Source organism: Acetomicrobium hydrogeniformans ATCC BAA-1850, from assembly GCF_000160455.2.
In the GTDB taxonomy this organism is placed as follows: Bacteria; Synergistota; Synergistia; order Synergistales; family Acetomicrobiaceae; genus Acetomicrobium; species Acetomicrobium thermoterrenum.
In genome coordinates this window covers 878,142-897,875 of the sequence record NZ_ACJX03000001.1, presented here as the reverse complement: position 1 = coordinate 897,875, position 19,734 = coordinate 878,142, and the positions used below count along the sequence as shown (strand labels likewise).

Annotated in this window: 18 protein-coding genes and 1 pseudogene; all 19 read left to right on the top strand. The window is 50.3% G+C overall.

Annotation, left to right across the window (positions count from 1 at the left end; all coding sequences use genetic code 11):
* The first annotated feature begins 185 nt into the window (after positions 1 to 185).
* The 19 genes and pseudogenes from HMPREF1705_RS04340 to HMPREF1705_RS04250 all read left to right on the top strand — a co-directional run bounded on the left by HMPREF1705_RS04340 (position 186) and on the right by HMPREF1705_RS04250 (position 19,708).
* Positions 186 to 1,868: an acyl-CoA mutase large subunit family protein gene (locus HMPREF1705_RS04340; RefSeq protein WP_040348770.1), complete on the top strand. Its 1,683-nt coding sequence runs from the start codon at positions 186 to 188 to the stop codon at positions 1,866 to 1,868.
* 19 nt (positions 1,869 to 1,887) lie between these two features.
* Complete coding sequence (locus HMPREF1705_RS04335; RefSeq protein ID WP_040348772.1) at positions 1,888 to 2,307, top strand: cobalamin B12-binding domain-containing protein; 420 nt, start codon at positions 1,888 to 1,890, stop codon at positions 2,305 to 2,307.
* A 51-nt stretch (positions 2,308 to 2,358) separates the two neighbouring features.
* Entirely contained in the window at positions 2,359 to 2,760 is a 402-nt protein-coding gene (gene mce / locus HMPREF1705_RS04330) for a methylmalonyl-CoA epimerase (RefSeq protein ID WP_009202115.1), read from the top strand.
* A 21-nt stretch (positions 2,761 to 2,781) separates the two neighbouring features.
* Positions 2,782 to 4,341 carry an acyl-CoA carboxylase subunit beta gene (locus tag HMPREF1705_RS04325; RefSeq protein WP_040348774.1) on the top strand — a complete coding sequence of 520 codons (1,560 nt, stop codon included), beginning with the start codon at positions 2,782 to 2,784 and terminating at the stop codon, positions 4,339 to 4,341.
* 13 nt (positions 4,342 to 4,354) lie between these two features.
* Positions 4,355 to 4,759 (top strand): OadG family protein, encoded by a 405-nt coding sequence (locus HMPREF1705_RS04320; protein ID WP_009202117.1) that lies wholly within the window; start codon positions 4,355 to 4,357, stop codon positions 4,757 to 4,759.
* A gap of 29 nt (positions 4,760 to 4,788) precedes the next feature.
* Positions 4,789 to 5,250: a biotin/lipoyl-containing protein gene (locus HMPREF1705_RS04315; RefSeq protein WP_009202118.1), complete on the top strand. Its 462-nt coding sequence runs from the start codon at positions 4,789 to 4,791 to the stop codon at positions 5,248 to 5,250.
* Between the two features lie 22 nt (positions 5,251 to 5,272).
* A pseudogene (locus HMPREF1705_RS04310) lies at positions 5,273 to 6,394 on the top strand (sodium ion-translocating decarboxylase subunit beta).
* Between the two features lie 92 nt (positions 6,395 to 6,486).
* Positions 6,487 to 7,347, top strand: a complete 861-nt coding sequence (locus HMPREF1705_RS04305) for a fumarate hydratase (protein WP_009202121.1) — start codon at positions 6,487 to 6,489, stop codon at positions 7,345 to 7,347.
* A gap of 1 nt (position 7,348) precedes the next feature.
* Complete coding sequence (locus tag HMPREF1705_RS04300) at positions 7,349 to 7,930, top strand: Fe-S-containing hydro-lyase (protein ID WP_009202122.1); 582 nt, start codon at positions 7,349 to 7,351, stop codon at positions 7,928 to 7,930.
* Positions 7,927 to 8,784 (top strand): patatin-like phospholipase family protein, encoded by an 858-nt coding sequence (locus tag HMPREF1705_RS04295; protein ID WP_009202123.1) that lies wholly within the window; start codon positions 7,927 to 7,929, stop codon positions 8,782 to 8,784. Before HMPREF1705_RS04300 ends, HMPREF1705_RS04295 begins: the two co-directional genes overlap by 4 nt.
* 12 nt (positions 8,785 to 8,796) lie before the next feature.
* The gene (locus tag HMPREF1705_RS04290; RefSeq protein WP_009202124.1) at positions 8,797 to 9,975 is read left to right on the top strand and encodes a glycerol-3-phosphate acyltransferase; all 1,179 of its coding nucleotides are present in this window, start codon (positions 8,797 to 8,799) and stop codon (positions 9,973 to 9,975) included.
* Positions 9,976 to 10,165: 190 nt separating this feature from the next.
* Positions 10,166 to 11,503 (top strand): aspartate aminotransferase family protein, encoded by a 1,338-nt coding sequence (locus HMPREF1705_RS04285; protein WP_040348777.1) that lies wholly within the window; start codon positions 10,166 to 10,168, stop codon positions 11,501 to 11,503.
* Positions 11,504 to 11,596: 93 nt separating this feature from the next.
* Positions 11,597 to 12,556 (top strand): TAXI family TRAP transporter solute-binding subunit, encoded by a 960-nt coding sequence (locus HMPREF1705_RS04280; RefSeq protein WP_040348779.1) that lies wholly within the window; start codon positions 11,597 to 11,599, stop codon positions 12,554 to 12,556.
* A gap of 73 nt (positions 12,557 to 12,629) precedes the next feature.
* Entirely contained in the window at positions 12,630 to 14,579 is a 1,950-nt protein-coding gene (locus HMPREF1705_RS04275) for a TRAP transporter permease (protein ID WP_009202127.1), read from the top strand.
* A gap of 47 nt (positions 14,580 to 14,626) precedes the next feature.
* Positions 14,627 to 15,316, top strand: coding sequence for a CoA transferase subunit A (locus HMPREF1705_RS04270; protein WP_040348782.1), 690 nt, complete (start codon positions 14,627 to 14,629; stop codon positions 15,314 to 15,316).
* The gene (locus HMPREF1705_RS04265; RefSeq protein ID WP_009202129.1) at positions 15,300 to 15,989 is read left to right on the top strand and encodes a 3-oxoacid CoA-transferase subunit B; all 690 of its coding nucleotides are present in this window, start codon (positions 15,300 to 15,302) and stop codon (positions 15,987 to 15,989) included. The genes HMPREF1705_RS04270 and HMPREF1705_RS04265 overlap by 17 nt, the downstream gene beginning before the upstream one ends.
* Positions 15,986 to 17,170, top strand: coding sequence for a thiolase family protein (locus HMPREF1705_RS04260; RefSeq protein WP_009202130.1), 1,185 nt, complete (start codon positions 15,986 to 15,988; stop codon positions 17,168 to 17,170). Before HMPREF1705_RS04265 ends, HMPREF1705_RS04260 begins: the two co-directional genes overlap by 4 nt.
* 98 nt (positions 17,171 to 17,268) lie before the next feature.
* Complete coding sequence (locus HMPREF1705_RS04255) at positions 17,269 to 18,114, top strand: MurR/RpiR family transcriptional regulator (RefSeq protein WP_050767889.1); 846 nt, start codon at positions 17,269 to 17,271, stop codon at positions 18,112 to 18,114.
* Between the two features lie 169 nt (positions 18,115 to 18,283).
* Positions 18,284 to 19,708: an FAD-binding oxidoreductase gene (locus HMPREF1705_RS04250; RefSeq protein ID WP_071804879.1), complete on the top strand. Its 1,425-nt coding sequence runs from the start codon at positions 18,284 to 18,286 to the stop codon at positions 19,706 to 19,708.
* Positions 19,709 to 19,734 lie beyond the last annotated feature (26 nt).

Below are 19,734 nucleotides of genomic sequence, written 5' to 3'. Positions count from 1 at the left end.
GAAGTGTGGACTTATAGATCCCGCTATGATAGCATCGTTTTTGCAGGGTTGCGTAGAAGAGGCGCAAACAGTAGTTTGAATTGTCTTAATATTTCCTAAATGTTGCAATGCATAAAAATGTGCGAAATAATAAATACAAATGTGCAAATTACTACAAGGCGGAATTTCTTGGGAGGGTGAACTTAATGTTCAAAGAGGAAGAACTGGAAAAGATATCTGAAGCTCGCCTTAAATATGAAGAAGAGGTCAAAAAGACAGTTCAGAAGTACCCCGAGCGTAAAAGCACCTTTACGACGGGAGGGGGGGTTCCTGTAGAAAGGTTATACACCCCGGAAAACATAAAGGACCTCGACTACACAGAAGACTTGGGTTTTCCCGGCGATTACCCCTACACCAGAGGCGTTCAGCCGACCATGTACAGAGGGCGTTTCTGGACGATGCGCCAGTACGCGGGATATGCCTCAGCCGAAGAGTCGAATGAAAGATACAAATACCTATTGCAGCAGGGACAGACGGGGCTTTCGGTGGCTTTTGACCTGCCCACCCAGATTGGTTACGATTCGGACCACCCCATGGCTCAGGGGGAAGTGGGCAAGGTTGGTGTTGCAATAGACAGCCTGGAGGACATGGAAATTCTCTTCGACGGCATCCCTCTTGACAAGGTCTCCACATCGATGACTATAAATGCTCCGGCATCAATCCTGCTTGCCATGTATATAGCTGTCGGCGAAAAGCAGAACGTCCCGGCGGACAAATTGTCGGGAACCATTCAAAACGACATATTAAAGGAATATATCGCAAGGGGAACTTATATATTTCCTCCAAAGCCCTCCATGCGATTGATCACGGACATATTTGAGTTTTGTAGCAAACACGTCCCGAAATGGAACACCATATCTATTTCAGGATATCATATTAGAGAAGCAGGATCCACGGCAGTTCAGGAAGTTGCCTTTACTCTTGCAGACGGGATAGCCTACGTAGAGGCCGCCGTCAAGAAGGGGTTGGATCCAAACGTATTTGGGCGCCGGCTGTCCTTTTTCTTCAACTCTCATAACGACTTCCTCGAAGAGATAGCCAAGTTCCGGGCCGCCAGGAGGCTCTGGGCAAAGATCATGAGAGAAAGGTTTGGAGTCACCAATCCGGACGCGCAAAAACTTCGTTTCCACACTCAGACGGCAGGATGCACGCTAACCGCTCAACAGCCGGAAAACAACATAATACGGGTGACTATTCAGGCTTTGGCTGCAGTTTTGGGAGGCACACAGTCGCTTCACACCAACAGCTTCGACGAGGCTCTGGCGTTGCCCACGGAAGAAAGCGTCCGAATAGCCCTTCGCACTCAGCAAATCATTGCCTACGAGTCCGGGGTGACGAGCACGGTCGATCCCCTGGCCGGAAGTTACTACCTAGAGTGGCTTACAAACGAGATAGAAAGAAGGGCTCAGGAGTACATAGATAAGATAGACGAAATGGGAGGCATGCTCGTTGCCATTGAAAAGGGTTACGTGCAGCAGCAGATTCAGGATTCGGCATACGCCTACCAGAGGGCCATCGAAAAGGGAGAGCAAATAGTAGTTGGAGTAAATAAATTTCAAATAGAAGAAAAGGGGACATCTCGCAAGATCTTGAGGGTAGATCCTTCCATGGCCGAAAAGCAAATCGCAAGGCTTAAAGCTTTGAAGAAAAGCAGGGACAACGTAAAGGTCAAAGAAGCATTGGAAGAAATCAGGAAGGCCGCTAAGGACGAATCGGTGAACCTCATGCCCAAGATATTGGAGGCCGTGAAAGTCTACGCAACCTTGGGAGAGATCTGCGACGTATTGCGGGAAGAGTTCGGCGAATACACTGAAAGCATAATCCTCTAAATGTATGGAGGCAGGGACGATGGACGAGAGGAAGATACGCGTAATAGTAGCAAAGCCCGGTCTTGACGGGCATGACAGAGGGGCCAAGGTCGTAGCCAGGGCCCTCAGGGATGCGGGAATGGAAGTCATTTATACCGGTTTGAGGCAGACGCCCGAGCAGATAGTTGCCACCGCAATCCAGGAAGACGCCGATGCAATTGGGTTGAGCATATTATCGGGCGCTCACGAGCACTATTTCAGGGAAGTAATAGAGCTTCTCAAGAAAAGGGGGGCGGAAGACATCATAGTCTTCGGCGGCGGCGTGATCCCCGACGACGATGTGCCGGTTCTAAAGCAGATGGGAGTTAAGGCTGTTTTCGGACCGGGAACCCCGACGTCCAAGGTCATAGAGTGGCTTCAAGAGGCGGTCCAGGAAAGAAGAGCAAAAGAGCATGTATGACGGGTACCTTTAAAGATAAAGATATAGAGAAGGGAGCGTGAGCAGGCGAAAATGAAGACCATAGGCGTAGATCATATTGGAATAGCAGTCAAATCTATAGATGAAGCATTGAAGTTTTGGGAGGAGGCCTTGGGCATCAAATGCACAGGTCGGGAAGAGGTGGCAGAGCAGAAGGTCGTAACTGCCTTCTTGCCCTTGGGCGGTACGGAGATTGAGCTTTTAGAACCCACTTCCCCCGAGAGTCCCATCTCCAAGTTCATCGAAAGCAGAGGAGAAGGGATCCATCATTTGGCCCTTAAAGTAGAGGACATAGAGGCAGCCTTGAAAGAGCTCAAGGATAAGGGTATTCGGCTCATCGACGAAAAGCCCCGCTGTGGGGCGGGGGGAGCGAAGATAGCCTTCGTTCACCCAAAGGCTGCCGGTGGCGTTTTGCTCGAGATTTCCGAGCGTTAGATGCGTGGGGAGGACATGATGATGGCCGATAAGACGATAGATCAATTGTGCGAAGAGCTTTTGGCGAGAAAGGAAAGGGCGCGTTTGCCGGAGGGAAAGGAAGCTGTAGATAAACAGCATAAAAGAGGTAAATTGACGGCCAGGGAAAGGATAGATAAACTGCTCGACCCCGGTTCTTTCGTCGAGCTTGACGAGCACGTAGAACATCGTTGCTCTCTCTTCGGGCTGGAGAATCGAAAAATCCCCGGCGACGGGGTCGTAACGGGCTATGGAACTATCGAAGGTCGTCTTGTATACGTCTTTAGCCAGGACTTTACCGTAATGGGCGGTTCCTTGGGAGAGATGCACGCGAAGAAAATTTGCAAGGTCCTGGATATGGCGCTTCTCAACGGAGCTCCTGTCGTTGGAATTAACGACTCAGGCGGTGCGCGCATTCAGGAGGGAGTGGACTCCCTCTCCGGTTACGGAAACATATTTTTCAGAAATGTGAAAGCTAGCGGCATAGTCCCTCAGATATCCATAATAGCGGGTCCCAGTGCGGGAGGTGCCGTTTACAGCCCTGCCCTGATGGATTTCGTGTTTATGGTGGACAAGATTGGGATCATGCACATAACCGGTCCTGCAGTCATCAAGGCAGTCACGGGTGAGGACGTCACTAGCGAAGAGATCGGCGGAGCGATGACCCACAACCAAAAGTCCGGTGTGGCCCACTTCTTTGCAGCCAACGAGGATGACTGCTTTCTCCAGGTGAGGAAGTTGTTGAGTTTCTTGCCGAGCAACAACATGGAAGAGCCGCCCTTCGCAGATACCGGCGACGATCCCGAGAGGATCGACATTCGCCTGAGAGAGCTGGTTCCCACCAATCCCAATAAAGGATACGATGTTAAAGACGTCATAAGTTGCGTCGTCGATAATGGGGATTTCTTCGAAGTGCAACCCTATTGGGCACAAAATATAGTGACAGGTTTTGCGAGAGTGGGAGGCAGGGTTATCGGCATCATAGCCAATCAGGCACGTCACCTTGCAGGATGTCTTGACATAGATGCCTCGGATAAGGCCAGTCGTTTCATCAGGATATGCGATGCCTACAACATTCCCGTCGTCAACTTCGTAGACGTTCCCGGTTATCTGCCGGGCAAAACTCAGGAGTTAGGCGGGATCATACGCCACGGAGCCAAGATGCTCTACGCCTATTCCGAAGCCACTGTGCCAAAGATAACCGTTATCCTGAGAAAGGCCTACGGCGGTTCTTACCTTGGCATGTGCAGTAAGGACCTGGGCGCCGATGTGGTATTGGCATGGCCTCAGGCTGAAATTGCCGTAATGGGTGCCGAGGGTGCTGCCAACATAGTCTTTAAGAGGGAAATAGATCAGGCAGAGGATAAGGAGGCAGTAAGGCGTCAGAAGATCGAAGAATACCGGGAAGCCTTTGCGAATCCCTATGTAGCTGCATCGCGAGGGTTCGTGGATCGCGTTATATTGCCCGAGGAGACTCGCAGGGAAATTTATCAGGCGTTGCTGCTTTCTGAGACGAAGAGGGAGCTTCGACCCAAACGCAAACATGGCATAATGCCGAACTAAGGTGGTGTGACAGATGATCTCCGTTTTTGAGCAAGGCCTTCGCGGAGGGTTCATCCTTTCGATTATAGCCTTTAGCGTGGTCTTCTTGGTGTTAGGGGGTTTGACCCTTATTATAGTTGCCATCAAGTTAGTTGGAGGGGCGGAAGGGAAAAAGAAGGACGCGATCCCTCCGTCCGGTGGCGAGACAACTCCGGTGGAGACGGTTTCCCCACCGCCTGCCGAAGAAGTCCTTTATGGCGAAGCGACGCAAGGGGAAGGCTCTGACATTAACGAAGAGGAAGTAGCAGCCATGACGGCAGCTGTCGCTGCCTTCGGCGCTGCGCCCTTCACGGTCAAGTCGATAAAAAGAATAACGCCTCCCAAGATCAGCCTTTGGCGGAAAGCCTCTTTCTACGAAAGTCTGGAAGGTATGGAATAAAATCAATAAATTCTAGGAGGAAGCGCGAAATGCAGAAAAAATACAAGATAACTATAAACGGCAGAGAATACGAGGTGGTAGTTGAAGAACTCGAAGGATCGGTCGGCGCAAATTATTCTCAAAATTTTGCACCCCTTCCGCAGGTTTCACCTGCTCAGGTTCCCATGCAGCAGGCTGCTCCCGCACCCATGCCTGCTCCCCAGGCACCGGCCCCGAGCAAGCCGGCTCCTGCTCCTGCTCCCAAGCCCTCCCCTGCGGCTCCCGCGCCTTCCGCAGGCGGAACCGTCGTATCGGCGCCGATGCCGGGTAAAATACTGAAAGTTCTCGTTCAACCGGGCGCACAGGTCAAAAATGGCCAGAACATAATGGTCTTGGAAGCCATGAAGATGGAAAACGAGATTTTGGCCCCCTCGGACGGCGTGGTCAGGGAAGTGAAAGTCAAAGAAGGTGACAACGTAAACACCGGCGATACGCTGGCCGTCATCGTATAGCCCTTTAAGGAGGCTTCAAGCTATGGAAATATATCTCAATGCTTTGTTTGGCATCTTCAGCCAATCCGGTTTTGCTGGGTTGTCGTGGGGCAACCTGGTGATGATCGGTGTTGCATCCATCCTCCTTTATCTGGCGATAGGAAAGGGTTTCGAGCCGTTGCTTTTGGTTCCCATATCTATAGGATGTCTGCTCGTCAACCTTCCTCTATCGGGAATAATGGAAGAAGGAGGTTTTTTAAAATACGTTTCATTCGGCATAGAGCACGAAATATTTCCCATAATAATATTCATGGGAATAGGTGCTCTCACCGATTTTGGACCGCTAATCGCAAACCCCATCACTTTCTTGCTCGGTGCTGCCGCTCAACTGGGCGTCTTTATAGCGCTTTTGGGTGCCGTGGCTTTGGGCTTCACCGTAAAGGAAGCAGCTCCCATAGCCATCATCGGTGGTGCAGACGGCCCTACGACGATATACCTTGCCGCTAAATTGGCTCCCCATCTACTGGGAGCGACGGCCGTTGCAGCTTACAGCTACATGTCCCTGGTTCCTATAATCCAACCACCCGTGATCCGACTGCTTACCACTAAACAGGACAGAAAAATTCGAATGGAGCAGTTGAGACCTGTCTCTAAAAAGGAACGAATATTGTTTCCCATCGTCTCTACGGTTGTGGCAGGATTGATCTTGCCCGCCTCCGTTCCTCTTATCGGGATGTTAATGTTTGGCAACTTGCTTAGGGAATGCGGAGTTACCGACAGATTGTCGCTTGCCGCTCAAAACGAAGTCCTCAACGCCACTACTATCTTTTTAGGCATAAGCGTTGGAGCTACCATGGACGCAACAGTCTTTTTGACTCCTGCAACGATCAAGATAATCCTTCTGGGATTGGTTGCCTTTGCTGCCAGCACCGCAGGAGGCCTGCTTTTGTGACAAATCATGAAGGTGCTTTCCGGCGGAAAGATCAACCCAATGATAGGTGCTGCAGGGGTTTCGGCCGTTCCCATGGCTGCTCGCGTGGTTCAAAGGATTTCCCAGAAAGAGGACCCCGGCAACTTCCTGCTGATGCACGCCATGGGGCCTAACGTCGCAGGTGTTATAGGCACAGCTGTGGCAGCCGGAGTCATGCTCACCTTGCTTTCGTAAGTAACGTGGCGTCTTTATTACGAATTAAGAATTTAAAATACCCGGAAAGAGGAGCTCTTTCCGGGTATTTGACAAGAAGAAAGGAAATTTAATTGAGATATCTGGATTCATTTGAGATCGTAAAATTAGTCGAAGAGTTATGTATAGAGGCCAACATCCGTCTTCCGGAGGATGTGGCAGACGGCTTAGTTAAGGCAAAAGAACACGAACAGTCCCTCTATGGACAGGCCGTCCTGGACGATCTGCTTCAAAACGTTGAGATTGCTCGGAAAGAAAAGATGCCCCTCTGTCAGGACTGCGGGATGACCGTAGTCTTTGTAGATTGGGGGCAGGAGGTTCTTCTGGTCGGCAAAAGCCTCCAGGAATCGGTCGATGAGGGCGTGCGAAGGGCGTATCTCGGATCTTACCTTAGAAGGTCGGTAGTAAGCGATCCTCTGTACGACAGAAAAAACACAGGCGACAATACGCCGGCCGTCGTGCATTTGAGGTTCGTCGAAGGAAGCGAAGTGAAAATTACAGTGGTTCCCAAGGGCATGGGAAGTGAAAACGCCTCGGCCCTGGCCATGCTGTCTCCGGGCGAAGGAGAAGAGGGCGTGATCGATTTCGTTAAAGACGTCGTTGCAAGAAAGGGCCAGAACGCCTGTCCCCCTCTCGTGGTGGGAGTGGGCATCGGGGGAAACTTTGAAAGTGCACCCATATTAGCCAAGAGAGCGCTGCTTCGGCCGATTGGCTGCAGAAGCGCCGACGAACGATATGCCCGGTTGGAAGAAAAGATGCTTCGCCATGTGAACGAGTTGGGCTTGGGCCCAGGCGGATATGGAGGAAAGGTGACCGTCCTTGACGTTCTGGTAGAGTTCATGCCCACTCACATAGCGGGTCTTCCCGTGGCGGTTAATATTTCCTGTAATGCTACCAGGCATGCCGGCGGTCGTCTGAAAGGAAGAGAGCTTTAAGATGAAGGGCAGGAAAGTTCGAACGCCACTCGAGGAAGATATCGTTAAGGATTTGTACGTTGGCGAAAGGGTGCTGCTGTCAGGCATTATATACACCGCACGCGATGCAGCCCACAGGAGGATGGCAGAGGCCTTGAAAAGGGGCGAAAATCTTCCCTTCGACCTTCGGGGGCAGGTTATTTACTATGCAGGACCTGCTCCGGCCCCACCTGGTGCCCCGATCGGTTCCATAGGCCCGACTACAAGCGGGAGAATGGACAGATACACGCCCATGCTTCTAGAGATGGGGTTGAAGGGAATGATCGGAAAGGGGCGAAGGGACCCGGAAGTCATTGCCGCCATCAGAACAAATGGGGCAGTATATTTTGGGGCGACGGGCGGTGCGGCAGCGCTTCTTGCCAAAAGGGTGAAGGCCTCCAGGGTTATAGCTTACGAAGACCTCGGACCGGAGGCAATTTACGAATTGTTGGTCGAGGACTTCCCGCTGCTGGTGGTCGTAGACAGGGAGGGCAACGACCTGTATGAGATTGGGCCAGGGCAGTGGTCGTCTTCCCGTGGAGAAAGGATTGGCGAAAACAGATGAAGGACGAAAACTACAGGGCAAAGATAGGGATCACTTTGGGAAGCGGCGCGGCAAGAGGATGGGCGCATATAGGCGTCTTGAAGGCGTTGGAAGAGAGGGGAATATGCCCTGATATCGTTTGCGGATGCTCCATGGGGGCTTTGATAGGAGGTTTTTACGCGGCTTCTAAGCTCGATGCTCTCGAGGAAGCCTCCGGCTCCTGGAGCAAGATGGGTATGTTCAGGATGTTGGGACGGCTGATCTTTCGTGGTGGTTTTTTCGACAACGACGGTATAATGAAATGGCTTCGAGATGCCCTGGGAGAAGTTATGATCGAGGATCTGCCAGTGAAGTTCGGCGCCGTCGCAGTAGATCTTTCCACCGGGATGGAGCTTTGGTTTACCGAAGGAGACCTCGTAGATGCGATTATGGCAAGCATTTCTGCCCCGGGCATGTTGATTCCCTATCAAAAAAAGGGACTGCTTTTGGGGGACGGTGCATTGGCGAACCCCGTTCCCGTGTCTTTATGCAGGGCTTTGGGCGCCGATATAGTTGTAGCTGTAGACCTGAACGGAGAGAGGGTTGGGAGGTATTTCGGCCCTCATTGGGGTTTGCCCGAAAGGTCCGGCAACTTTACAAACGATGACGAGGGCCAGAGGATGCCTCATTTCCTGGAAGTGCTCGCCGTATCCAGCCAAATCATTCAAACCAGGTTGACCAGACATCGCCTGGCTGCTGACCCTCCCGACCTTCTCATCTCCCCCAAGGTAAAAAACATCCGCATGTTAGAATTCGATAAATCTTCCGTCGCCATCGCCGAAGGCAAGAAGGCGGTAGAAAGGAACCTATCGGCTATTGGGGAGTTGTTCGAATAGGGGGTGGCCTATATGGCCAAAGCGTTGAGCCTGTTGATTTTATGTTATTTCATAGGCAGCATCCCCTGGAGCGCGATCGTTGCCAGGTTTTTTAGCGGGCCTTCGGTGGACCTTACAAAAGAGGGGACGAAGAATGTGGGAGCCACCAATGTGTGGATTTTATCCGGTCCTGCCGCGGGTTGTCTCGCAGTCCTGGGCGACGCGGCAAAGGGCGGTTTTGCCGTCTTGATGGCCAGGTGGGCCGGGCTTTCCGCCTTTTTGTGGCCAATGTGTGCATGGATGGCCGTCTTGGGCCATACGTGGTCAATTTTTCTGCGTTTCAAGGGAGGCAGGGGAGCGTCAGCTACTGTGGGAGCCTTTGTGGCTTTGATGCCCTTGGAGGCGATGATCTCCGGCCTGATGGTGGCAACCGCCCTTTTGACCTTTGGCGGATGCCTGCTTTTGTCGCTGGCGACGCTTTGGCCATTTTGTATTTTGGTGGCTCTTGCGAGAGATACCGTCGATCTCAAGACGGCTTGCACGGCCACCTTTTTGGTACTGTGGGTACTGGTATTCGGATGGAAGCGCCTTTCTAATGACCTTAACGATTTTGCCAAGGCAATGGAACAGCATTTGGTAAGGCGAAAATTATACAGATATTCCGCTTTGGTCTTTCCTGCATTCTTCTATCCTATGTTCGGTTACGCTACATGTCGCAGCGCACTCTTTGCCTCCGCAGCCCTTGCCGTTTTTGTGGAGTTTCTGAGGTTTCGCAAACCGCAAGTAAACGAATATGTGAAGTCCCTCTTCGCCCCCGTCGGAAGAGCGCAGGAAGCAGAACACCTTTCCTCTACGACGATGTTTTTGGCAGGATCGGCTCTGGCCACTCTTTTCCCGGACCCGCTGGGCGTTATCGCCATGATCATGTTGGTCCTGGGAGACGCCTGGGCGGCCCTTTGCGGTACCCGCTTTGGAAAAAGGCCATTGATCGAAGGCAAAACCTTGGAGGGAAGTGTCGGCTGTTTTATCGCATGTTTTCTCTCCTGTCTTTTAGTGAGCAAACTGTTATTTCTTCCTCTGCCAATTTTAGCGGTGGCAATTGCCTCCCTTGCCACCACCGTGATAGAGATCGTAACACCCAAGGGACTCGACAATTTTACTATGGCTCCAGCTGCTGCTTTGGTCCTGTTTCTTTTCTCCGGAGGTTTTTAATCCTTTCTGTCATATTCCCCGCTAAAGGTTATAAAGATGAAGCGTTTAGCCTTGACAATTGTCCATTTGAAATGTAGCATCTCAATATGAAGGATATCCTTCATATATTTTACTAAAAGGTAGCTTATACATCAATGTATACGTCACTATAATGTGTTTTTTTACAAATCGAACCCTGGAGGCGAGAGAAATGGGTGGTAAGGTTTTTCAGCGCAATTTCAAGGCGGTTATGCCAAGGGTAGTAAAAGGTGAGGGGATATACCTTTACGATGAAGAAGGAAAACGTTATCTCGATGGCTGCAGTGGGGCTTTGATCTCCAACTTAGGTCATGGTGTTCCTGAAATTATCGACGCAATAACCGAACAGCTGAAAACTATAGAATTTGCCCACACTTCGCGATGGCGTAGCGCTGCATTGGAAGAGGCGGCCGAAGAAGTCGCAAGCATAGCTCCCGAAGGGCTGGATTATGTATGGTTTGTGAGCGGCGGAAGCGAAGCCGTAGAATCCGCGATCAAGCTGGCGCGTCAGTATTTCGTCGAAAGAGATGGCGTCAGTACTTCTAAAGCACTTGTCGTAGCCAGATGGAATTCATATCATGGAAGTACAATCGGGACCATGGCAGTCGGAGGCAGCATACCCCGACGTCGCATCTACTCTCCGCTCTTCAAAGAGTACCCCAAGATCGTGGCTCATTACTGTTATCGCTGTCCCTTTGGCAAGAAATATCCTCAATGTGGCATTACTTGCGCCCATCAGCTGGAGGACATCATAAAAAATATTGGCTCCCAATATATCTCTGCCTTCATAGCCGAGCCCATGGTCGGTTCTGCCATTGGGGCGTTGGTCCCCCCCGACGAATACTGGCCTATAGTTCGTGAAATATGCGACCGTTATGACATTTTGCTCATAGCCGATGAAGTGATGACGGGCTTCGGCAGAACCGGTGCCAACTTCTGCGTGAACCACTGGAACGTAATTCCTGACATAATAGCAACGGCGAAGGGCATGGCCGCCGGTTATATTCCTACGGGTGGAATCATCATCAGAAATGAGATTGCCGAGACGGTACGCAACGGAAGCGGTGCTTTTGTCCATGGCCACACCTACAACGGAAATCCCGTAAGCGGTGCTGCTACGGCTGCCGTCATACGATACATGAAAAAGCACGATTTAGTAACTAACGCTCGCCTTCAGGGCGAAAAACTTGGCAGGGGCCTTAAAGAGATAGAGGCTTCCAATCCAATAGTGGGAGATGTAAGAGGAAGGGGGCTTATGTGGGGCGTAGAGCTGGTCATGGACAAAGAAAGCAAAAAGCCATTTCCTAAAAGCAAAGGCGCTGCCGCATTGGCGATGAAGGAATGCCTCGATAGGGGGATTGTCATCTACCCTGGCGGAGGAATGGTGGACGGTATAGATGGTGACAACTTCCTCATAGGTCCTCCTCTCGTCATAACCGCCGAGCAGGTAGATGAATTGTTGAACAAGTTAGAAGAAGGATTAACGGCAACGGCTGAAAAGTTGCTTTAAAGAGCCCCTTTGGGTTTAAGTTGCCCAGAGATATAGAGTGATTAGTTGATTTTGATGTGTCAAAAAAATAAACAAGAGGGAGGAGAGAAGGTTATGAAAAAAAGAACGTTATTGGCAGTTGCTTTGTTATCGTTGGTAGCCTTTGTGGGTACAGCTTACGCCGTCACTTATATCACCATAGCATCAGGAGGGATTGGAGGTACATACTATCCCTTAGGAGGGGTTATGGCGGAAATTTTGACAAAGGCCGGTATCGACGTAAAAGCCACATCCAGGGCTACTTCCGCGTCGAGGGAAAATTGTCGCCTCGTGGCCTCAGGTAGAGCGCATATAGGGATGTCCATGGGTTCCACGCTCTACCAAGCCTACACTGGAACGGAGGCCTTTGAAGAAGATGGTGCTTTGCCCCTGCGAATACTGATGCATATGTATCCGGCGCCTCATCACATCGTGACGACAAAAGGCACGGGAATAACCAAGTTCGAGGACATTATTGGTAAAAGAGTTTCCGTCGGCGCGCCCGGCGGAGGTGATCAGGTTCTAACGAACATGATCTTGGAAGCAGCAGGAATAGATCCAGATAAGGACATTAGAAAACAACAGCTGACTCAACCTGAGGGCGTAATGGCCCTTAAAGACGGAAATGTGGATGTAGTCTTTTGGAACTTCGCCACTCCCGGGTCTGCGGTGCTGGAAGTGGCCGCTGTTCGCGATATAGTCATGATACCCATTCCTCAGGATGTCGTCGATAGGGTAGTAGAGAAATTTCCCTTCATGTTTCCCTATAAGATCCCCAAAGGAACCTATCCAGGTCAAGAAGAAGACGTCCTCACCGTGGCCGACGGTAACTTCCTGGTTGTTAACAAGGACATGGATGAAGAACTGGCCTACAAGCTCGTCAAGACCATCATAGAAAATAGGGAAGAGATCATGCAATCCATTCCACAGGCCGAGCATTTTGTCCCCGAAGAAGCAAGCATTGCTATTATACCTGTCCATCCGGGGGCTGCAAAATACTTTAAAGAGCACGGCATAGAGGTACCTGTAGAGTAAGAACAATTCAGAGGCCCAGCCGGCGGTATATCGGTTGGGCCAATTTTTCCTTCACAGTAAAGGGGGCATTTTTATGGTAACCGAGGATCGCAATAATGACCCTAAAATATCTTCATCCCCTGATGAGTCCAACAAGACCAAGATTCTGGAAGTAGAATCAAAGACACGTCAATTGAAAGGGTGGCAATGGTGGCTAGTGGCCGGAATTGCCATATCTGCTTCGTTATTTCATCTATACACTGCTTTATATGGACTTTTGCCTGCCATGTATCAAAGGGGCGTGCACTGGATGTTTATGGGCGTTCTCCTCTTTTTGCTGTATCCCATTTCGAAGGGAAGGCCGAAGGATAAGATAGATATATGGGACTGGTGTTTCGCCATCCTTTTGGCCATAGGTTGTTTAAACATACTCATAAATTGGGACGCCATATCTCAACGGGAAGGGATGCCAACCTCATCCGATATATATCTTGGTGTAATGATGATAATTTTGGTCATCGAGGGAGCTAGGCGTTCAATGGGTTGGCCTTTGCCAATTGTCGCCATATTTGCTCTGATATATGCTCTTTTCGGTCCCTATTTCCCTGGGCTTTTAGGTCATGGAGGATTTCCTCTCAAGGAGCTCGCTCCCTTCGAATATCTTCGCACCGACGGCATTTTCGGCGTCCCCTTGGGCGTTTCTGCCTCATTCATATTTCTCTTCGTTTTGTTTGGCGCTTTTTTAAGCTCCTCAGGGGCAGGCAAGTTTTTTATCGATTTAGCCGTTGCTCTTACCGGTCGAAGCCAGGGAGGTCCCGGCAAGGCGGCGGTCATCGCAAGCGGTTTAATGGGGACCGTCTCAGGAAGTTCCGTTGCCAATGCAGTGACAACGGGGGCTTTTACAATTCCCCTTATGAAGCAGTCGGGTTATAAAAACGAATTTGCCGGAGCCGTCGTCGCAGCTGCATCTACGGGAGGGCAGGTCATGCCTCCCGTTATGGGGGCGGCAGCATTTATCATGGCCCAATTTTTAGGCGTTGCTTATTGGGAAATAGTTGTAGCGGCAGCTGTGCCGGCCACTTTATATTTCGCCTCGATATGGTTTATGGTGCATTTTCGTTCTGGAAGAATAGGATTACGAAAATTCAGCGCTGAAAACATGCCAAAGCTTAAAATTGTCTTAAAAGAAGGATGGCATTTGCTCTTGCCGATAGTAACGCTGGTCGTCTTTTTAGCCCTGGGTTATTCGCCCGTAAAAGCTGTCTTCTGGTCTTTGGTGCTTTTAGTTGTGGTGTCCTGGGGAGGCAAGAAAGAATATCGCATGACACCAAAAAGAATCGTAGATGCCTTGATAAACGGTGCCATTGGAGCAGTGGAAGTTGCTGCAGCTTGTGCTTGTTCGGGATTAATCATCGGAGTTATCGGCATTACCGGAGTCGGGCTTGCCTTTTCTTCATTCGTGTTGAGCCTCTCTCACGGAATCCTTCCCTTTGCCTTGATACTCACCATGATTGGCTCGATCATACTAGGCATGGGGGTGCCGACGACGGCTCAATACATTATTACTTCTACCCTTGCTGCCCCCGCATTGGCGCAGATGGGCGTTCCAATGTTTTCGGCTCACCTTTTTTGTCTTTATTTTGGAGTTTTGGCAGATGTCACACCACCCGTTGCTTTGGCTACCTATGCCGCTTCTGGCATAGCTAAGTCCAATCCTATGAAGACCGGTTTTACTGCGTTAGCTACCGCTGCGGCCGGTTTTTTGGTCCCCTATATGTTCGTATACAATCCTTACTTGCTTTTAAAGGGAGACATATTACACATCATATTGGGCTGTGTAACGGCGATACTGGCAGTCATTGCCTTATCTGCAGGAATACAGGGCCATTTCCTATCCAAGCTCAACATCGTCGAAAGATTGGCCTTCATAGTATTGCCCTTTGCCATTATATATCCCTCTTTATTGGCCAATTTGTTGGCCGTAACGGTTATCGCGGTAGTTTTCTTGCTTCAAAAGGTTCGCTTAAAGCAATATGTCGTATAAATATTTAAGATAAATATTTGCCCATTGGGGCAGGGAGGTGCAATATTTTGGCTAAAAAGGTAATAAAGCCTGTCTTATCGGCGGCGGAGGCCGTGAAATACGTTAAGCCTGGAATGAGTATCATGATAGGAGGGTTCAATTACGGAGGCATCCCTTATACATTAGTCGAGGCCTTAGTAGAAGCAGGAACAGGAGATTTAACGCTAATATCAAATGATACTGCCTATGAAGATGTGGGGCATGGGAAATTAGTCGCGAATGGACAGGTAAAAAAGGTTGTTGCTTCCCACGTTGGACTTAACAAAAAGACGGGGCAGTTTTACATGGAGGGGAAGCTGGAACTGGAACTCTGTCCCCAAGGGACTTTTGTAGAGAGGATAAGAGCAGGTGGCTTCGGTTTAGGCGGCATACTTACTCCAACGGGAGTAGGCACTGTGGTGGAGGAAGGAAAGCAGGTCCTGGAGATAGACGGAAAGAAATACCTTTTGGAGCTCCCTCTCAGGGCCAATGTAGCCTTAATAAGAGCGTACCAAGCCGACAGAATGGGAAACCTTACATATTTTGGTACCAACAGAAATTTCAACCCTATAATGGCTACCGCTGCCGATTATGTGGTAGCGGAAGTGGACAGCGTGCTGGAAGTTGGAAAGCTGGATCCCAATGAGATCGTGACCCCGGGAATTTTAATAGATGTATTAGTTGTAAAGGGGGATAACTATTATGCCAATAGAACTTAATGAAGAGATGGTTAGACAAAGGATAGCCCGCCGCATAGCTAGGGAATTTCACGATGGCGATGTTGTGAACCTGGGCATCGGAATACCTACCCTAGTTTCCGACTATATCCCCGAAGATGTGCGGATTATCTTTCAAACGGAAAATGGGGCTGTTGGCGCAGGACCCGCACCGGACAAACCCGATCTCAGGTTCATAGGTGCAGGAGGCAGACCGCTTACCATACTGCCCGGAGGTTGTTTCGTAGCCAGCGATTTAAGTTTTGGCCTCATTCGAGGAGGGCATGTGGATGCTACGGTTTTAGGTGCCCTCCAGGTGAGCCAAGAAGGGGATCTTGCGAACTGGATGGTGCCCGGCAAAATCGTTCCGGGCATGGGCGGTGCCATGGACTTAGTGGTTGGAGCGCGCAGGGTCATCATCGCCACGACGCATACCACCAAGAAGGGTGAGGCCAAGATATTGAGAAAGTGCACCCTGCCTTTGACTGCCAAGGGCGTGGTAAAACTAATAGTGACTGAATTTGCAGTATTTTCCATCGAGAAAGGACAAATGAAATTACTCGAGATAGCCCCCGAAGTCACCCTGGAGGATATAAAAGCAATGACTGACGCGGACTTTACTGTGGCAGAACCCCTTATCACGATGCAGGGAGTAGAGGAGGAAGAAGAGGAATGAAAAAGGTAGTCATACTTAGCGCATGCAGGACGGCAGGGGGCAAGTTCGGCGGCGGATTATCAAGGTTTGAGGCTTCGGATCTGGGAGCCATAGCTATCAAAGAGGCTGTAAAGCGCAGCGGAGTGGCAATAGAGGATATAGAGGAAGTTATAATGGGTAACGGTTGGCAAGCCGGCGTGGGGGCAAATCCGGCCAGGATTGCAATGTTCAAAGCCGGGTTACCTCAAAAAATTCCTGCTTTCACTGTCAACATTCGTTGCGGATCGGGCATAAGGACGATAATGCTCGGCGCCGACCGTATACGTTTGGGCGATGCTAAAGTCATAGTTGGAGGAGGGATGGAGAGCGCCTCCAACGTCCCCTATATTTTGCCGGAGGCCAGGTGGGGCATGAGGATGGGAGATAAAAATGCCCTGGACGTGCTTCAAAAGGACGGTTTTTTATGTCCCCTTGCAGGGATGTTGATGGGAGAAGCCACCGAAAGTTTGGTTGAGGAGTTTCGCATCACGAGAGAAGAACAGGACGAATTTTCTTTAAACAGCCACAGAAAGGCCTGCAAAGCGACGGAGGAAGGACTTTTTAAGGACGAGATCGTTCCTCTGTCTTATAAGGACAGGAAGAAAGGCGAAATAGTTATCGATAAGGACGAGATCCCCCGGCCTGACACGAGCATGGAAGCATTGGCCAAGCTTCCGCCCGTATTTAAAGAAGGAGGGACTATCACTGCCGGTTCAAGTTCCGCTTTGTGCGATGCGGGAAGCGCCCTCGTTATAGCAGATGAAGATTTTGCGAAGGCCAACGGTTTGGAGCCCATGGCCGAAATCCTCGGATATTCGGCGGTAGCGCTCGAAGCCGAGCGATTTGGCCTGTCCCCCACTTTGGCGATCCCGAAAGCGCTTGAAAGAGCGGGGTTATCCCTGGATGATATGGATTTAATAGAAATTAACGAGGCCTTTGCGGCTCAGGTCATAGCCTGCCACCGCGTCATGCCCTTCGATATGGAAAAATTAAACGTCCACGGGGGTGCCATAGCTCTGGGACATCCCATCGGAGCTACGGGGGCTAAGATACTCACTACCTTGCTTTATGCTTTGCGAAATCATGATAAGGAGTTGGGAGTTGCAAGTGCCTGTATTGGCGGCGGTCAGGGAGTTGCCATTGTCGTTCGACGCTTGAAGTAAAATATAGGAGAATTATAAAAACGAAAAGGCGGGGCATTATGCGATTATAATAAGCGTCATGCCCCGCTTTAATATTAGTCACAAGGAGAGATGATTGGTTGTCCCTAAGGGAAATAATTCAAAGCAAGATGGAACAATTGCCTAGAGGCCAGAAAGCGGTGGCACTTTATGTCCTGGAGCATGCCCGCGAGGCCGTTAGCCTTACCGCCTCTGAATTGGGCAAAGTCGTTGGAGTTAGCGAAGCCACGGTCATAAGGTTTGCCTCTTCTCTGGGCTTCCCCGGTTACCCGGAGTTCAGGGAGGCTTTGCAGGAATCATTGTTGGACCAGCTTAAGGCTTTGGAAAGGCATCAGCTTTACCAGACGGTAGGCGAGGGAAACAACTTTATTCAAAGCGTCCTTCGTCAGGATCTCCAAAAGGGAATAAATATCCTGGCCACTCTGGACGACAGACCAATAGAGGACCTTGCCCGGGCAATTTGCGAATCATCTTGCATAAATATCGTAGGGCTTAGAAGCGCTAAGGGGCTGGCCTACTACTTTAGTGCTTACCTTTCTTGGTTTATCCCAGAAACTCATGTGCTGAATGCCGATATGTTCCTGGAAAATGTCATTAATGCAAGGGGCGATAGCCTCTTTATAGGAATAAGCTTTCCCCGCTACACGAAAAGGACCGTTCAGTGTTTGGCATTAGCACGTGAATTGGGAAAGAAGACGGCTGCCATAACGGATTCTCCCTTAAGCCCTCTTGCGCCCCATGCCGATATTTTGGTCTACGCGCCCTGTTCTCATATTTCCTTCATCGATTCCTTTGTAATACCCGTTGGACTCGTCAATGCAGTTCTTTTAAAGGTGGCCGATAACTTAGGAGAGCTCACTACAAAGCGGTTGCAGGAGCTCGAAAGAGCTTGGGCCCAATATGGAGTTTACGAAGACCGGGAGTAAGAGAAAATGGATTTTATTGCCCCTCCCGATAGGGAGGGGTTTTGTTTTAAGTTTGTTTTAAGAAAGAAGGCGCATTAATGAAACAATTACAATTTCTTGAAACACTGGAAAAATTGACGATTAAGTATTATAATCGGCAACTAAATTATAATAAGGATGAAGGGGAGTGGTGTCATTGGGAGAAAATTATAACAAGGTTACACCAGAAATTATTGCAGAGCTTAAGAACATTGCAGGACCGGATAACGTAGCAACAGATGAGTTAGCCATTGAGGCTTATTCTTACGATGAATCGGGCAAGGTTTATGCCAGGATGCCGGATGTGGTGGTAAAACCTGAGAATACTCAGCAGGTATCTAGCGTGATGAAGTTGGCCAACAGGGAAAGAATACCTGTTACGGCAAGGGGTGCGGGAAGCGGGATCGCCGGAGGCGCCATTCCCATAGAGGGCGGGATACTTCTTTCTCTTGAGAGGATGAACAGGGTGCTTGAGATAGACAAGATAAACCGAGTCGCCGTAGTCGAGCCGGGCGTGGTCACCAACGACTTATGCCAGATGGTCCTCAAAGAGGGCCTCATGTATGCAGGATACCCCATGAGCACGGAGACGAGCTTCATAGGGGGCAACATCGCCACCAATGCCGGCGGGGCCAAGGTCATCAGATACGGAAGCACGAGGCGACACGTCCTTGGAATCGAGGTTGTGCTTCCCACGGGAGACGTCCTGCAGCTTGGCGGCAGGATAAGAAAGCAGACCTGGGGCTACGACCTGCTTCAAATCATCATAGGCTCCGAGGGGACGCTTGGAGTGGTGACGAAGGCCATATTAAACCTAGAGCCGGCACCGGGAGACACCGTCACCTTTCTCGCGCCCTTCCCATCAATCGAGGAGGCCGTCGAGGCAGTCGCTGCAATTTTAAGGGCTGGAGTGGTGCTAATGGCCTGCGAATTCATGGACCAGCTCTCCGCGAAATGTGCTACGCAATACCACAACACCACGTTTCCCATGCAGGATGAGGCGAAGGCCTTCCTCATAATTCAGGTGGAGGGACAGACGCCCGAACAGCTGGATATGTACATAGAAAAGGTGGGCGAGACCTGCCTGGAACACGGCGCCATGGAAGTCTTCACCGCCGAAAGCAGCACGGAGTCGCGAAACATCTGGAAGGTGAGGGAGAGCTTTGCAGAGGCCGTACGCGCTGTGGATCCCAACGCTTCACTTAGCGGAGACATGGTCGTGCCTATGTCAAAGATATCGGAGATGGTTAAGGCCGTAGAAGAGGCAGCCAAGAAATATGACATTACGATCGCCCTGGGAGGCCATATCGCCGACGGCAACATCCATCCGCTATTTTTCAAGCCTGACCGCATCCCCCTTGAGGAATGGCCTGATTTTGTAGAAAACATAGTCGATGAGCTCATAGGCGTGGCCATAAGCTTAGGAGGAGTCGGAAGCGGCGAGCACGGCGTCGGTTTCTTAAAGAAACATACCTTCATGAAATACGAGGCGAAAAGCAAGCTTGAGGTGATGCGAGGGATAAAAAGGGCCTTCGATCCCAACGGGATCTTAAACCCTGGCAAGCTCTTTGAGTGATTTAATTAGTTTTAGCATCTGCAATA

Coding starts and splice junctions, on each gene's coding strand:
- HMPREF1705_RS04340 (WP_040348770.1), top strand. CDS start 186: ATGTTCAAAGAGGAAGAACTGGAAAAGATATCTGAAGCTCGCCTTAAA.
- HMPREF1705_RS04335 (WP_040348772.1), top strand. CDS start 1,888: ATGGACGAGAGGAAGATACGCGTAATAGTAGCAAAGCCCGGTCTTGAC.
- mce (WP_009202115.1), top strand. CDS start 2,359: ATGAAGACCATAGGCGTAGATCATATTGGAATAGCAGTCAAATCTATA.
- HMPREF1705_RS04325 (WP_040348774.1), top strand. CDS start 2,782: ATGGCCGATAAGACGATAGATCAATTGTGCGAAGAGCTTTTGGCGAGA.
- HMPREF1705_RS04320 (WP_009202117.1), top strand. CDS start 4,355: ATGATCTCCGTTTTTGAGCAAGGCCTTCGCGGAGGGTTCATCCTTTCG.
- HMPREF1705_RS04315 (WP_009202118.1), top strand. CDS start 4,789: ATGCAGAAAAAATACAAGATAACTATAAACGGCAGAGAATACGAGGTG.
- HMPREF1705_RS04300 (WP_009202122.1), top strand. CDS start 7,349: ATGAAGGGCAGGAAAGTTCGAACGCCACTCGAGGAAGATATCGTTAAG.
- HMPREF1705_RS04295 (WP_009202123.1), top strand. CDS start 7,927: ATGAAGGACGAAAACTACAGGGCAAAGATAGGGATCACTTTGGGAAGC.
- HMPREF1705_RS04290 (WP_009202124.1), top strand. CDS start 8,797: ATGGCCAAAGCGTTGAGCCTGTTGATTTTATGTTATTTCATAGGCAGC.
- HMPREF1705_RS04285 (WP_040348777.1), top strand. CDS start 10,166: ATGGGTGGTAAGGTTTTTCAGCGCAATTTCAAGGCGGTTATGCCAAGG.
- HMPREF1705_RS04280 (WP_040348779.1), top strand. CDS start 11,597: ATGAAAAAAAGAACGTTATTGGCAGTTGCTTTGTTATCGTTGGTAGCC.
- HMPREF1705_RS04275 (WP_009202127.1), top strand. CDS start 12,630: ATGGTAACCGAGGATCGCAATAATGACCCTAAAATATCTTCATCCCCT.
- HMPREF1705_RS04265 (WP_009202129.1), top strand. CDS start 15,300: ATGCCAATAGAACTTAATGAAGAGATGGTTAGACAAAGGATAGCCCGC.
- HMPREF1705_RS04260 (WP_009202130.1), top strand. CDS start 15,986: ATGAAAAAGGTAGTCATACTTAGCGCATGCAGGACGGCAGGGGGCAAG.